The following is a 16,159-nucleotide window of genomic DNA, read 5'->3' on the forward strand; positions in this document are numbered from 1 at the left end:
TTTATTATACATTAAAAAAGAAGATTTTAAAAATACTTTTCAAAACTTATGCTTTTATTAAATCATCTTCAATATGTATTAATCTTTAAAGCTATTTCTTTAAACTAATTATTTGCCATTATCTTATCTATTATATCTTTTCTTTCTTCACCTAATATATTAGATAACTTTACAGGCATATGTCCATCCTTATATACACTATTTCCATTAGCCTTAACAATTCTAACTATTTTTTCTTCTAGTTTTTCATAAGTGATAAGATCATCTAAATGTTGATCTATTAAGTCCTTTAAACATGTTGCTAATTCTTTTGGATTTTTGTAAACTGCTCTCATAATGTACTCCTTTGTATTAATTATTTTATCATCTATATAATAACATATTATATTATTATTTTATATTATTATTTAAATTGCTATAAAATCTGCAAAGATATTCATATTTTTTATTAATATCTCTATATAAATACTACCACATTTTCTTATATTTATTAAATGAATAAACTATTTAACCTGTAAAAATATTATAGAGAAAATGTGTAGGATTTTACCTACACATTCTTATTTATTAAATATTAAAGTTTATTCTTTCTCTTCTTTAAAAAATATAATCCACTTCCAAATAACCCTCCACCAGTTAATACTAATCCTAATGCTTCTGCCGTAAGACCAGTACTTGGAAGTTTATTTTCTGATGTATTATTTTTATCCTTCTCATCATTTTGTGGTTTGATTTCTTTTTCTAATACTTCTACCCCTAGAGTTTTCTCTTTTTTTCCACCTTTACTATCAGTAACAGAGAATACTACATTATACTTTCCAGGCTTATCTACCACTGAATTCTTATCAAGGGGTAGATTATTTTTCTCTATTAATATTTTATCAGTTATATCACCATCTTCTTTATCTTTTGCACTTAATTTATGAAGAGCTTTATCCCACTTATCGCCTTGATTTAATTTTATATCTTGTCCATATATCTCTGGTATTTCATTTAGGCTTTCTATATCAGGTTTGTTATTTCCATCTTTAAGTTTAACTACAAGTTCTGATGTAGTTCCTTTAGAATCTTTAACATCTACATCAAATGTAACCTTTCCATCTTTAAATTTAACATTTGATATTCTATCATCTTTAGAAACTATATTTCCTCCACTTTTATTTATTTCTATTGATATCTTATTACCTTCAAAGGTTGGATCTGACACAGAAATTGTTAGGTTTTTATTATCATCTTCCTTCATTATTACTGAAGCTTTCTTATTTGATGTTATATCTCCAGAGGTATTTTTTCCATCTACCCAGAAGTTTGCACCTTCAATATTTAGTCCAGTATGCTTAACTCCACTTGCTTTTTCATCATTTCTAAGTATTTTAATCTTAGAATCTTTTGAATACTTTTCTATTTCATCTTTTGACTTGTTTGGAAGCAGCACATAACTATATTCTTCATCTTTAATATTTTTACCATGATCTATATACATAGTTAGATAATTATTTGTTACCCCTTTATCTAAGGATGATGTTCCTGAATTTATATCTAGCCAATTTCCTTCTCTTCTATCTCTTAAAATATTTATATCTTCACCATCTGGGAAATAATATCCTATATCTGACCCTTCAGCATTTCCTTGAAGGTATGCCCACTTTGCATTTTTTATCTCTCCCTTATCACCTAGATTAGATACTTTCTCTTGTCCATCCACTATAAATTTATTTGTTCCGTCTTTTTTAATCTTTCTATTCTCTATTATTGTCTCTGTATCAAATTCATCTGGATTTGTTATTCCAGATCCTAAGCAAACTATCTCATTATCAAACATAAACCAAGCTTTATTTGCAGTTAATGAATCATTTTTATTGCTTATTTTCATACCTGCTACTCCATACTTACCTAACTTACTTCCACCTGACCAGCTTTCATTAGTAAGTTCATAATATACCTTATCTTGCTCTGTTGCACCTGGGTCAACCCCTGGAATTATTTCTTTATCTGCTCTCTTTTTACTATCAACTGTGGTTCCAGGCATTCTATATAGATCAACAGTTGGCCAAAAATCCTCTGAAAATTGTGTTAAATCATTATTATAAAGATATGTCATTCCATCTCCTTGGAACCAAGGTCTTAAATTTTCTTTATTCATAAATTCATATTTACTAATTCTATTTGAACTTCTTGAAATTGCTAAAGAATAATCACTTCTCTCATGAACAGTCTTGTCCATCATATTTAATGCATAATGATTTTCACCTTGTTTTGATGCTACAATATTATCATCTTTCATAATCTTATAAAATGTATTTATAGCATTTATAGATTTGAATCTACTTCCAGGGTCTATTACACTAGAAGACTCTTGTGCCCATTCTTTCACTAAACTCTGGATTCTTTGTGATGTTTCTTTATCTGAAATCATTGAAAGTTTAAGCATTCCCTCCATAATTCCTGCTGCTTGAATATATCCGTTATCTTTAGGTCTTGATATGGATCTTCCTCTTACCATATCCATAACATATCCTTTATAGATAATTGGATCAAAACTTTCAAATATCCATTTATATATGTTATTTTTGTTATCAGATTTAATACTCCATGGTGTATTTTCCAATAAGAACATTAAATTTGATACTTTATTTATTAAAACGTTACCATAAGAGCCAGTATAAGCCACTATGCCATGCTGCACATAGGAACCATCTGGATAAAATCCATCATCACTAGTTACATAATTAAATACACTTACTATATCCTCTGATGCCTCTTTTATTTTACTTGAATCCTTTTGATTAACTCCTTGTAATAATTTATTTAGACATACATCTGCTAAATTTGCTCCTGTATGATGCTTACTCCCTGGTTCTATACTTGGTAAGAACTTTTGTATTGCACTCATATATTTATCAACTTGTTCTTTTGATAAATCATCATACATTAATACAACTACATCATTTAGTCTAGCAGGTATACCAATCATCCAGTCCCACCAATTTCCATATTCTTCTATCTTGTCGTTGTATGCGTTTTCATTAATCCACTCTAAGGCATATATTATTTTACCTCTAAGTTCTTCATTTTGATAGTAAGTATCATTTGGTAAGCTATAAGCCTTAGCCATAGATACTACGTTATTAAACATGGATGTTATTCTTGCTGGATTCTCCTTATAATCTTTATACTCTTCCCATAACCAGTCTTTTAACTTGTCTTCATTCATAGTTTGTAGAAATTTTTTTGTTTGATTTACATATCCGGTTATCTTTTTAGATATAACTGGATTATCTAAATCAATATCTTTACCTCCAGTTAAATCATCTTTCCACATAAGTCGTATCTTCTCAATAACCTGTTCCTCATCATTAACTTTACCTGCCGTTAATTCTGCTTTTTTAGGATTTAAAGTAGCTGCATTTACAGTATTACTAATTAAACTTGTTACAGAGATAGTAGAAATTAAAGCTGTAAGTATTAAAATCTTTATACTTTCTTTACTTTTTCTCATAAAAAATAATCTCCCCTTTATTTTATAATCTACCAAAGCTATCCAGCCTCTATTGTAAATATAATATACAGTAAACCGATTTGCAATATATATTTTTTAATTTTTTAATATATATTTAATTGTTTTTTTAAATTATATTAATTTTTTACTATAATTTATTTTTGAATATATAATTAACATATATTTACCTTGTGTTAATTTATATAAATATTTCATTGGTATAAAATAATAATTGAGGTGATTATTATGAAAAATACAATTAAAATTGTTAGTGCCATAATTGATAATAAAGATCATAAGAAACTATATAACAATAAATACGTAAAATAAAAAACAGGTATTATAATATATACCTGTTTTTTATTTTACTGTACCTCTTTCTATTAGGTAAGGATCTAATTCTATTATCTTTTCCTCAATATCCTTTTTATCTATAAGTCTAAGAAGAAGTTTTATCCCTTCCTCTCCCATATTATATATAGGCTGTGCTACTGTTGTAAGCTCTGGCTCAATAAAATTACAGATATCAATATTATCAAATCCTAATATACTTATATCTTCTGGTATTTTATATCCGTTTCTAAGTAAGTATTTTATACCTCCAATAGCCATTACATCACTACTGTAGAATATTGCATCTATCTCCAGATCTTTTTCTATAAGACGCTTTGTTGCCTTAAATCCACCTTCTAATGAAAAATCATCCTCTATATTAAAATCTTTGTTATATATACCAAGTTCAATAACTTTTTCTATATAGGTCTTTAATCTAATATTAGCAGTACTATATTCTTTATTACCTCCAATAAAAGCTATATTTCTTTTCCCTTTATTATGTAGATAATCTAATCCCAGTCTTATACCTTTTTCATTATTACAAAAAACTCCATTAAATTTTTCAAAATCTTCTACAACTCTATCCACTATTACAAAGGGTATACCTTGATTTTCTAATATATCAAATGATTCACTCTTATCATCACTTGGAGCTATTATAAGTCCATCTATAGCTTTACTCATAAGTAGCTTAATATGTTCATTTTCTCTCCTCTTACTATTTAGTGTATTACATAATATTATGCTATATCCATTCTCTTCTGCTATTTTTTCAATGCCTTTAGCCATTTCACTGAAGAAGGGATTTTGTATATCTGGTACTATAACACCAATACTATAGGATCTTTTAGTTATTAAACTCTTAGCTAAATAATTTGGTACATAATTTAACTCTTTTGCAGCCTTAAATATTTTTTCTTTTGTCTCTTTTGATATATTGTTCTCTTTATTATTAAGTACCATTGATACTGTAGTCTTAGAAACATTAACAGCTTTTGCTATGTCTAATAAAGTCGTTTTTCTCATCTTTTTCCCCCATAAATTTATTATTTAAAATTATACCATATTTCTTTCCTTTAAATTTGTACATTGAGTAAATTAAAAGAGCCTAAAACTCTATTAATTTTTAGGCTCTTTATTTTCTTTAATTTGAATAAATCTTTAAATCTGCTGCAATATTATTGTCTACCTTTTCACCATTATAGATCTTAGCTGCAAGCTCTACTCCTAATTTACCAATTTCATCTGGTTGCTGTGCTATAGTTGCTTTCATTTCTCCCTTTTCTATAGCCTCTTTAGCATCTTCATTTCCATCGAATCCGATTACTATAGTGTTAAGTCCTGCTGCCTTTATTGCCTTTGCAGCTCCAAGAGCCATTTCATCATTATGTGCAAATACTACTTGAATATTTGGATCTCTTTGTATGATGTTTTCCATAACTTGAAGTCCCTTTTGTCTATCAAAATCTGCCGCTTGAATTGATATAAATTTAGCTTTGCTTTCTTTATCTAATATATTATGGAATCCTTGTCCTCTATCTCTTGTAGCTGATGCTCCTGGTATTCCTTGAATTTCTACTATATTTATATTATCTTTATCCTTAAATTGGTCTAATACAAACTTAGCTGCCATCTCTCCACCAGCAATATTATCTGATGCTATATGACTTGTAACAACTCCTCCATTCGCTTGTCTATCTAATGTTATTACTGGAACATTAGCTTTATTTGCTACCTCTATAGTTTTAACTACTGCATCACTATCTGTTGGATTTATAAGTAATGCTGTCACTCCAAGTTGTATTAAATCCTCTACATTTGCTCTCTCTTTTGCAGGATCATTTGTTGAGTCAAGTACAATTAATTCAAAACCTAATTTTTTAGCCTCAGCTTCTGCTCCTTCTTTCATTGAAACGAAAAATGGATTATTTAAAGTTGAAAGAACCATTCCAATTTTTTTAGGATTATCTTTTTTCATACATCCAGTTAATGAGCCTAGAGCTAATACTCCAATTAAAGCAAGAGCAATTACTCTCTTTTTTATTCTCATATTCTTTCCCTCCGTAATATCCTATTTCTTTCTGCTCTTTTTATCTAATAGGACTGCTATTAATATAACTAAACCTTTTACTATTGATTGATAGAAAGGTGATACATTCATTAAGTTTAATCCATTATTTAAAACTCCAATTATTAAAGCACCTATTATAGTTCCTGATATTTTACCTTCTCCACCTGCTAATGAAGTTCCTCCAATTACTACTGCTGCTATTGCATCTAGCTCAAAACCTACCCCTGCATTAGGTGAAGCTGATCCTATTCTACTAGTTATAATTACACCAGCTATTGCTGATACAAAACCTGATACTACATAAGTTAATACCTTTATTTTATCTGTGTTTATTCCTGATAATTTAGCTGATTCCTCATTGCCACCTAAAGCGTATAAATATCTTCCGAATCTAGTTTGTGATAATATATAAATTGAAATTGCTGCTATTACTATAGTTATAATTACTGGAACTGGTATGAAACCAAGCTTCGCATTACCTATCTTTAAGAAACTTTCAGGTAATTTAGATATTGGAGTACCATTTGTAAATACTAAAGTTGCACCTCTAAATATTGTCATAGTTGCAAGTGTTACTATGAATGCTTGTAATTTACCTTTAGCTATTAGTATACCGTTTACAAGACCTATAGCGATACCTACAACAGCTGCAACTATTATTGCTAAGAATATATTATTTGTTGATTTAATAATTGAAGCTCCAAGTGCTCCACTAATTGCAAGAGTTGATCCAACTGATAAATCAATTCCACCTGTTAAGATAACAAAAGTCATACCTACTGCTATAATTGCATTAACTGAAACTTGTGTAAATACATTAGTTATATTTGCTACAGTTAAAAAGCTTGGAGTTACAAAAGTTATTATTATACATAATAGTACTAGTCCAATTAAGGATTTATATTTATCTAAGTATTCTTTGTAGTTTTCTTTCATAGTTTAAAACTCCTCTCATTTGTAAAAATTAATATTTAATAATTAATTTATTCCAACCGCTAATTTCATTATTTTTTCTTGTGTAGCTTCTTCTCTTGAAACTTCACCAGTTATCTTTCCTTCACTCATAACCATTATTCTATCACTTATTCCAAGTACTTCTGGCATATCAGAAGAAATTATAATTATGGCTTTTCCACTTTCTTTAAGTTCATTTAATAATTCATATATTTCTTTTTTTGCACCAACATCAATACCTTTAGTTGGTTCATCTATTATTAAAACTTCTGGATGTAACATAAGCCATTTTGCTAAAATAACTTTTTGTTGATTACCTCCACTTAAATTTTTCATAAGTTGCTGTGGATTTGGTGTCTTTATTCTTATTTTCTTTATGTATTCATTTACATCAGACATCTCACTTTTTTTATTTAATGCACCAAATTTATTCTCATAACTTGTAAGATTTGAAATTGTCATATTATCAGCAACAGATAAGCTAAGTACACAACCTTCTTTTTTTCTATCTTCTGAAAGATAACATATACCATTTTTAATAGCTTCTTGTACACTTCCGCCTGATAGTTCTGTGCCATTTATCTTAACTGTTCCAGAAGTCTTCTTATAAGCTCCAAATATAGTTTTTGCAAGCTCAGTTCTTCCAGATCCCATAAGTCCTGCAATTCCTAGAATTTCTCCTTCTTTAACTTCAAAGTTTGCATTATTTACTCCAGCTTTAGAACATAAATTTTTAACTTCTAATATGGCTTTTCCCTTTTTAGTTTCTCTGTATGGAAATTGATCTTCTATCTTTCTTCCAACCATCATAGTTATAAGCTTATCATTATCAATATCTTTAACTAATGCATTTCCTGCATACTTTCCATCTCTTAAAACTTCCACTCTATCACATATTGCAAAAATCTCTTCCATTCTGTGTGATATATATATGATAGCTATACCTTTTTTCTTTAAGCTATCTATTACTTTAAATAATTGCTTTGTTTCAACATCAGTAAGTGCTGTTGTTGGTTCATCCATTATTATAACTGCTGCATTTTTTGTAAGAGCCTTTGCAATTTCAATCATTTGCTTTTCTCCTACATTTAAATTAGATGCAAGCTCATTTGGATCTACATTACAACCAATTTGTTCTAAGAACATTTTGCTTCTCTCTGCAAGAAGTTTTTTATTTATTTTTCTAGTTCCCTTATTAACTTTTTCATTACCTAAAAATATATTTTCGCAAACAGTTAAATTATTAATTACACTAAGCTCTTGGTGTATTATTGTAACTCCAAGTTCTTCCGCTGCCTTTATTCCTTTAATATTTACTTCTTCTCCTTGGATAAATATCTTACCTTCATCCTTTTGATATACACCACTTAATATTTTCATAAGAGTTGATTTCCCTGCACCATTTTCTCCCATTAGTGCAGTAACTTCTCCTCCATATGCTGTTATATCTACATTGTCTAATGCTTTAACTCCAGGGAATGATTTACTCACTCCCTCCATCCTTAGCATTGGTTTTTTTGAATCCATATAAATTCCTCCTTATTAAAAGACAACTCCTGACTTTAAAATTATATTTGCATAAGGTGTTTGTTCTCCTGTTCTTATAACTGCTCTACAATTTTTAAGTTCTTCTTTTAAACCTTCATGGCTTATAAATGTTATTTTAACATCTCCAATTTCCTTCTTTATTTCTAAGAAAAGCTCTGGACTTACTTCTTCAGTTTCCGTTGCTATGATTACTTCTTCTATTTGCAATTCTAGAAGAACTGATTTTAATGTATCCATAAATGTTGGTAGGTTCTTAATTAATGCTAAATCTATTCTTTTTACATTCATAGGTATAGGCAATCCACAATCTCCTATTGCTAATGAATCAGTATGTCCCATTTGTGATATAACTGTTCCTATCTCACTATTTAATAATTTTGTCTTTCTCATAAGTTTTACTCCTCTCCATAAATCTCAATAACTTCTACAAGTCTTGCTATTGAAGGTTGTGCACCTTCTCTTTGTACTGTTATTGAAGAAACTTTATTTCCAAACTTAACTGCTTTTAATAAATTCTCAAAATTCAAATTTTCTATATTAAGCTTTGAACTTAATCCACCAATAAAACTATCTCCTGCTGCTGTAGTATCTACTGCATTAACTTTAAATGCTGGTACTACTTGTCCATTTTCTTTGTTTATAACAGCAGCTCCCTTTGATCCTAAAGTTATAATTACAAACTTTACACCCTTATCTAATAGTTCCTTTGATGCTATTTTTGCAGTTTCTAAATCATTTACCTCTACTCCTGTTAAAAGTTCAGCTTCTGTTTCATTTGGAATTATTATATCTGTATATTTTAATAATTCATCATCTATCTTTTTAGCTGGTGCTGGATTTAAAATAGTTATTTTATTATTTTCTTTTGCTATTTTAAATGCTTCTAATGTAATTTCTTCTGGTGTTTCAAATTGAGATATCAAAATATCACTATTTTTTATTACTTCCTTTGATTTATCTATTTCACTTTTATTTAAAGTCATATTTGATCCTGATATAACAGTTATTGAATTATTGCCTCTATTGTTTACCGTTATCATAGCCATTCCTGTTGGCTCATTCTTATCCTCAAATACTAAACTTGTATCTATTCCTTCTTCATCTAATAAAGTCTTTAAGATTTGTCCATTATCATCTCTACCAATCTTTCCAATCATAGAAACTATATTTCCACATCTTTTTGCTGCAACTGCTTGGTTAGCGCCTTTTCCACCTGCAATCTTTTCGAAAGATTTTGAAAGGATTGTCTCACCTTCCTTTGGCATCTCATTAACTTTTATAACTAAATCCATATTTATACTTCCAAGTACGCAAACTTTATTCATTTAACTCACCTTCCTACTAAATCGTTTCACTAAATCGATTAACTATATAATAATACATTTGTAAACGTTTTTCAACATATTTTTTAAAAATTTTTTTAATTATTTTTATAAGACTTTACTAATCATAATTATTTTTTATTTTTATATATAAAAAATGCCGTATACATAAGTATACGACTCATTTCTTTAAATCTTATTTTCTATTTACTGGTAATAATCTTTTTATTACTAATATAGCCCAATCATCTTCAGTATTTTCTTTCCATTCAAAATCTACAAGAAGCTTTTTAAGCCAGGCATTTAATCCATTGCTTTCTTTGGATGCATTTGGATATTGTCTTCCATAAACTTCTTTAATATCTTCAAGAAGTTTCTTTTGTCCTTCTTCTTTAATTTCTTTATTAATTTCTTCTAATATTATATTACGGCACTTATCAAAGGCTTTTGCATCATTTGCATAAAGCATATCTGCCATAAATTGTCTCTCTCTATTTAACTCTTCTCTAACTTCTTTAATTTCATCTTCATTTGATAAGTATTTTAAAGCCACTTTAAGTGCTTCTATCTCTTTATCAAGCTTTTTAATTTTTCTTTCTAATTGAAAATTTTCCATGTAATATTCTCACTTTTCTTCTTTTATTTTATTTAGTTATATTTTTCTTATAACAATTATTTTATTATATCATTAATTCTTATTTTCTCAAATAATCACATAATTAATTCTTATTAAATATCTTATCTATATAATTTAATTTAGGAGAATTTTATGTGCGCATTTAGAATTGTTTCATTTGATGGTGGTGGCATTCGTGGAGCATTATCAGCTAGAATCTTTAAAAGACTTTGTGATAAATATCCAGCGATATTAAATAAAGCTGACCTTTATGCTGGTGTTTCTACAGGATCCTTAATAGCTTTATTATTAGCTTCAGGTAAAGATGGCGATGATGTTGATAATCTATATAGTTATGATAATATAAAAAACATATTTACTCCAAATCATCTAAATATCTTTAGACCAAAATACAGTAATAAAAGATTAAAAAATACAATAAATTCAGTCTTTGATGAAAATTATAAATTAAAAGATTTAAATAAGTACGTCTTTATTCCATCTTTTAATTTACTTGGCCTAGATTCTAAAGGCTGGGAACCTGTATTTTTTAATAATATATCAAAAGATAGTAGCCTATCAAACTATTCTGTTATAGATGTAGCTTTATCTAGTTCTGCTGCTCCAACATATTTTCCATCTCATAATGGTTTTATAGATGGTGCTGTTGTCACTAATATGCCAACTGCAACTGCTTTAATACAAATTTTAAAATTATATAAGTCTAAATTAGATTTTTCTGATTTTAGAATTCTATCTATAGGTACAGGAATAACTCCCTGTAGTATAAAAAGAAATACTTCAAAATGGGGAATTGCACAGTGGGCTTATAATCCATTTTTAAAAGCAAAAAAGCCTTTGGTATCAATTTTACTTAATGACACTATTCCTTTGGAGGATATGTATTGCACTGAACTTCTTAAAAATAATTTTTTTAGAATAAATCCAATTTTAGATAATGAAATTGAAATGGATGATTATAAGAAAGTAAATGAACTAAAAAAGTTAGCTAGTCGTCTTGATTTAACAGAAGCCTATAAATATATTGAAAATTACTTCTTAAAGTGAAATATAAGGACATCCTAATTTAGGATGTCCTTATATTTATATTCCTATAATCTCTTCTAATTTTTTTATATCTATATTCTCTTTAAGCAAGTCTGCTAATTTATCATATTCTTTCAATTTATGTTCCCTGTAAGATGAATTCTTTTCAATACCTTCTATTGATATATTATTTCTTTTAGCTATATACTCTATAAGTCTTAAATTAAACTCATCTGAATCAAATATTCCATGAAGATATGTTCCTATAACCGTACCTTCTTTATTTATAGATCCAATTATTCTACTATCTTTATCACAAATAAATGGTACTACATCTTCATTATATTCATTTACTCCATTATGAATTTCATAACCTTCTAATGTTATATTTGAAATATATTCATTTAGAGGATTTTTATCGTTAATAAATGCTTTAGTTTGAATTGTTGTTTTCTCTTTGTTAAACTTAGTTTTAAAATCTAATAAATTAAGGCCTATTTCTTCTAAAGTATCCCCTTCAATTTTATGATCATCTATTATCTTTTCTCCAAGCATTTGATAACCACCACAAACTCCAAAAATCAAAGTTCCTTTAGCATGAAGATCTTTAATTCTATCGTATAAGCCTATATTTTTTATGATTTTCAAGTCATCTATTGTATTCTTACTTCCTGGTATTATTATCATATGAGGATCATTTAGTTCATCTACACTTTTAGCATACCTTACACTTAAATCATTCATTCTTTCTAAGTTATTAAAATCAGTGAAGTTTGACATATGAGGAAGCTTTATTACAGCAATATCTATTTTACCTTTTTTATTACTCTTATTTAATATTTTATCGCTTACTCCATCCTCATCTTCAATATCTAAAGTGCAATGAGGCATAACTCCAAGTACAGGAACGTCTATTATATCCTCTAACTGTTTCATAGCATCTTTAAATAAATCTACTCTGCCTCTAAATTTATTTATTATTACACCCTTAACTCTTTTTCTATCTTCTTCTTCAAGAAGCATAAGTGTTCCAACAACTGATGCAAATACTCCACCTCTGTCTATATCTGCAACTAATATAGCAGGTACATCTGCCATTTTAGCCATAGCCATATTAGCTATGTCAGTATCTTTTAAATTAATTTCAGCACAACTTCCTGAACCTTCAAGTACTAATAAATCATAATTATCTTTTATAGAATTATATGTATTAGAAACCTCTTTTTTTAGTTCATTGTTTATTTCTTTATACTTGTATGCATCCATTGTAAATTTCACTTTTCCATTAACTATAACTTGAGTTTTTCCTCCGTTTGGTTTTAATAAAAGAGGATTCATAAAAGCTTCTGGTTCTATGTTGCAGGCCTCTGCCTGAACAACTTGCGCCCTTCCCATTTCAAGTCCATCTTTTGTAACAAAAGAGTTTAATGATATATTCATAGCTTTAAATGGTGCAACTTTTAAATTTTTATTTGTAAAATATCTACAAATAGCTGTAGCCAACGTACTTTTACCAACTGATGATGCTGTACCAAGCAACATTATTCCTTTAGATTCCATCCTATCCATCCCTTTTAAACAGTTTTATTTTCTTATAAAAGAAGTAATTCTATTAATTGCATTGTTTCTTTTAACTTTATATTCCTATAATCAGAACTTAAAAGAATATATTCACCTTCTCCTCTCTCATGCATACCATTCATTGAATTAGTTATATGATCTCCCGTTATAAGCATAGAATATTTACTATAATTATCTTCTATATGTTTTAACAATGGATTAATCATCTCAGTAAATATCTTTTCAATAAATATTGCTTTTCCTTCTGTGTCTTTCCTGTGAGATAATTCATCGCATCCATTTATATGTATTAATAAAAAATCAAACTTATCTATAGCTTCTTTCCCTTTATTTCTCTTTTCTATTAATGAGGTATCATAGTCCCCAGTAGCATTACTTAAGTTAATCTCTTTTAATCCTATAGATAGACCCATTCCTTTTAATAGATCAATTCCAGCAATAACAGCTCCATCTAATTCAAATTTTTCTTTCATTGAAGTTAAAGAGGTTTTCTTTGATAATCCCCAAGGATATAACATTATACCTTCATATCCTATATTCTTAAAATAATTATAGGAATACCTCATAAATTCTAGTATACTTAATAACCCATCATTATCTTCCTTGATATTGCTTTTTGGCATTATTTCACCTATCATTTTACCAGTATTATCATGGGGCTTTGAAAACATAATATCTTTTAAACTATCATAATTTTTATTTATAAAAAGTAAATTCCTATATGCATCACAATGAATCATTTTAAAATCTTTGCTTAGACTTTTATTCTTCTCAAGATTTTCTATAAACTTATGTGTAATAGCTCTAGATTCCTCTTTTGATAAACCACTAGTAAAATCTTTTAATCTATCATCCTCAATCTTGACTAGATTACATCTTAACACTGATTCATCCATTTTAAGTTTATAGCCTTTGGACAATGCTTCAAAATAAGCTCTTTCATATATCTTATTCTCTTTAGGAGAGTACCCCAAAATATTAAAAATACAATTTAAACTATCTACATCATATCCTTTAATTGAGCTATCTATCATACCTCTATAGAAAAATTTAGTTATAGATTCTAAACTCTTAAATTTAGAATCTATAACTTCTTTTATCTTTTTTGTATTTTCAAAATACCCATCTAAAATTACTAATATCTTTTTATCTCTCATCATTAAAAACCTTATTTAAAGTATTAATAATTTTATTATTCTCTTCTCTTGTTCTAACAGCTATCCTATAGAATTTATCATCTAAACCTATGTAATTATTACAACTTCTTATTAATATTCCGTACTTTAATAATTCCATTTTTAAATCCATATCTTCTTCTATCTTAAAAAATATAAAGTTAACTGATGGTGAAAATACTTTTAAGCTCTTCATATCTTTTAATTTATTATATAAATATTCTCTTTCAGTATTTACATAATCAATACTTTCTTTGTTATATGTAATCTCCTTAAGTCCACATACTGCTGCAATAGATGCTAATGTATTAACATTCCAAGACATAGTTACTCTATCTATTTTTCTAAGTAAATCTTCATTATTTGTAACTCCAAACCCTATCCTAAGACCTGGAATCGCATAAAATTTAGTTAAAGATTTTACAATTATTAAATTTGAATATTTATATATTAATTTCATAACAGAATACTTGTCTTTATTATCAACAAAATCTAAAAATGATTCATCAACTGCAACAAAAATATTTAACTTCTCTGCTCTTTTTATAAGTTTTTCTAAATAAATTCCATCAGTTATAACACCAGTAGGATTATTAGGGTTGCATATAAATAAAAGATCTATGCTTTCATCTAATTTTTCTATAAGCTCGTCTGTTAGTTTAAAATCATCCTCTTCTTTTAAAAGAAAATATTCTATATCTCCATAAACACTTTTAACCCCTTCTTCATATTCTGAAAAGCTTGGGGCTAACAATAATGTCTTTTTAGGATTTAGGGCACGTGCTAAATTAAATATGCACTCTGCCGCCCCATTACCTAAAAATATATTTTCTTTTTTTATTTCTTCAAATTTACTTATTTCTTCTTTTAATTCATAATAAGTTATATCTGGATAATTTACTACATCACTTAAATTATCTATTATAGAATTTTTTATGTTTAAATTAAGTCCTAATGGATTTATATTAGCTGAAAAATCAGTAATACTTTCTCTGTCTATATTATAAACTCTACATATTTCATCAATGTTTCCACCATGAACAGACTTTATCATTAAATCACCTCAATAATTATACTTATACTACAAGCTAGTATAACACCTAAAAATGAACTTAAGTATAGAATTTTATTTACCATATCAACACTATCTATGGTTATCTTCTTTATTCCATCTCCTATTTCAGGCTTTTTTACTAACTTTCCAAAGTAGTAATTTGCACCTCCAAGCCTTATATCTAAAGCACCAGCTACTGCTGATTCTGGATGGGCACTATTTGGGCTTGTATGATTACTTTTATCCCTATTATAAACCTTAAAGGCATTTTTATAATCTAATCTTAGTAAAAATGCTGATATTATTATTATATATGCAGAAAGCCTTGCAGGTATATAATTAAATACATCATCTAATTTAGCAGGAAAATAACCAAAGTCCATATATTTATCATTTTTATAACCAAACATAGAATCCATAGTATTTACTGCTTTATATGCAAATATAAGTGGCGCACCACCAATACCTGCAAAGAATAATGGTGCTATTATTCCATCAGACATGTTTTCAGCAACTGTTTCTATGACCGCTCTAGTTATTCCCTCTTCATCTAATTTATCAGTATCTCTTCCAACTATATATGATAACTGTTGTCTAGCTTTATCTATATTATCTTCTTTTAAATATCTTATTACCTTCAGCCCCTCAACCTTTAAAGCCTTTGTTGATAAGCAAAAGTATATTGCTATAGCTTCATATGCAATAGCTACATATGGACTTATTCTCCCTAATAATTTTATAATTATAAAATTAATGAAAAATATTATTAATACAACTGTAATCCAAGTTATTGCTCCTGCAAGCTTTAGATGCTTTTTAAATAACTTTCTAAATACATTTTCACTAAATTTAGCTACCTTTCCAACTCCCCTAATTGGATGATATGGATTTTGAGGATCTCCTATTATTAAATCTAATATATATCCTATTATTATTTCAATCATGTTAAAGCTCCT

At 27.9% G+C, this 16,159-nt stretch carries 14 protein-coding genes; 1 reads left to right on the forward strand and 13 read right to left on the reverse strand.

The genetic code is table 11. The features are described 5' to 3' along the window. Window positions 1-104: 104 nt before the first annotated feature. From JOC62_RS06000 to JOC62_RS06040, 9 genes are all read right to left on the reverse strand, one after another. Entirely contained in the window at window positions 105-335 is a 231-nt protein-coding gene (locus JOC62_RS06000) for a TIGR04540 family protein (RefSeq protein WP_204594316.1), read from the reverse strand. Between the two features lie 239 nt (window positions 336-574). Further along, on the reverse strand, window positions 575-3,499 hold the full coding sequence (locus JOC62_RS06005) for a polysaccharide lyase family 8 super-sandwich domain-containing protein (protein ID WP_204594317.1): 2,925 nt from the start codon (window positions 3,497-3,499) through the stop codon (window positions 575-577). Between the two features lie 360 nt (window positions 3,500-3,859). Beyond that, on the reverse strand, window positions 3,860-4,861 hold the full coding sequence (locus JOC62_RS06010) for a LacI family DNA-binding transcriptional regulator (protein WP_204594318.1): 1,002 nt from the start codon (window positions 4,859-4,861) through the stop codon (window positions 3,860-3,862). Between the two features lie 118 nt (window positions 4,862-4,979). Further along, window positions 4,980-5,885, reverse strand: a complete 906-nt coding sequence (gene rbsB / locus JOC62_RS06015) for a ribose ABC transporter substrate-binding protein RbsB (RefSeq protein WP_204594319.1) — start codon at window positions 5,883-5,885, stop codon at window positions 4,980-4,982. Between the two features lie 21 nt (window positions 5,886-5,906). After that, entirely contained in the window at window positions 5,907-6,842 is a 936-nt protein-coding gene (locus tag JOC62_RS06020) for an ABC transporter permease (protein WP_204594320.1), read from the reverse strand. Window positions 6,843-6,884: 42 nt separating this feature from the next. Further along, window positions 6,885-8,387: a sugar ABC transporter ATP-binding protein gene (locus JOC62_RS06025; protein WP_204594321.1), complete on the reverse strand. Its 1,503-nt coding sequence runs from the start codon at window positions 8,385-8,387 to the stop codon at window positions 6,885-6,887. A 15-nt stretch (window positions 8,388-8,402) separates the two neighbouring features. Then, complete coding sequence (rbsD, locus tag JOC62_RS06030) at window positions 8,403-8,798, reverse strand: D-ribose pyranase (RefSeq protein ID WP_204594322.1); 396 nt, start codon at window positions 8,796-8,798, stop codon at window positions 8,403-8,405. A gap of 5 nt (window positions 8,799-8,803) precedes the next feature. Further along, on the reverse strand, window positions 8,804-9,733 hold the full coding sequence (rbsK, locus tag JOC62_RS06035) for a ribokinase (RefSeq protein ID WP_204594323.1): 930 nt from the start codon (window positions 9,731-9,733) through the stop codon (window positions 8,804-8,806). Between the two features lie 193 nt (window positions 9,734-9,926). Further along, complete coding sequence (locus JOC62_RS06040) at window positions 9,927-10,346, reverse strand: hypothetical protein (RefSeq protein ID WP_204594324.1); 420 nt, start codon at window positions 10,344-10,346, stop codon at window positions 9,927-9,929. Between the two features lie 153 nt (window positions 10,347-10,499). On the opposite strand from JOC62_RS06040, the gene JOC62_RS06045 reads away from it, so the two are divergent. Next, entirely contained in the window at window positions 10,500-11,414 is a 915-nt protein-coding gene (locus JOC62_RS06045; protein WP_204594325.1) for a patatin-like phospholipase family protein, read from the forward strand. Between the two features lie 36 nt (window positions 11,415-11,450). Here the strand turns inward: JOC62_RS06045 and JOC62_RS06050 are convergent, their stop codons facing one another. From JOC62_RS06050 to cbiB, 4 genes are read right to left on the reverse strand one after another with little or no spacing between them, the layout of a single operon-like run. Continuing rightward, window positions 11,451-12,953 (reverse strand): cobyric acid synthase, encoded by a 1,503-nt coding sequence (locus tag JOC62_RS06050; RefSeq protein ID WP_204594326.1) that lies wholly within the window; start codon window positions 12,951-12,953, stop codon window positions 11,451-11,453. A gap of 32 nt (window positions 12,954-12,985) precedes the next feature. Next, on the reverse strand, window positions 12,986-14,134 hold the full coding sequence (locus JOC62_RS06055; protein WP_204594327.1) for a hypothetical protein: 1,149 nt from the start codon (window positions 14,132-14,134) through the stop codon (window positions 12,986-12,988). Beyond that, a complete protein-coding gene (cobD, locus tag JOC62_RS06060; RefSeq protein WP_204594328.1) occupies window positions 14,121-15,203 on the reverse strand; it encodes a threonine-phosphate decarboxylase CobD in 1,083 nt (360 codons plus the stop codon). Before cobD ends, JOC62_RS06055 begins: the two co-directional genes overlap by 14 nt. Further along, window positions 15,203-16,147, reverse strand: a complete 945-nt coding sequence (gene cbiB / locus JOC62_RS06065; protein WP_204594329.1) for an adenosylcobinamide-phosphate synthase CbiB — start codon at window positions 16,145-16,147, stop codon at window positions 15,203-15,205. Before cbiB ends, cobD begins: the two co-directional genes overlap by 1 nt. Window positions 16,148-16,159: the final 12 nt, after the last annotated feature.

The organism is Clostridium sardiniense (assembly GCF_016907995.1).
Taxonomy (GTDB): Bacteria; Bacillota; Clostridia; order Clostridiales; family Clostridiaceae; genus Clostridium; species Clostridium sardiniense.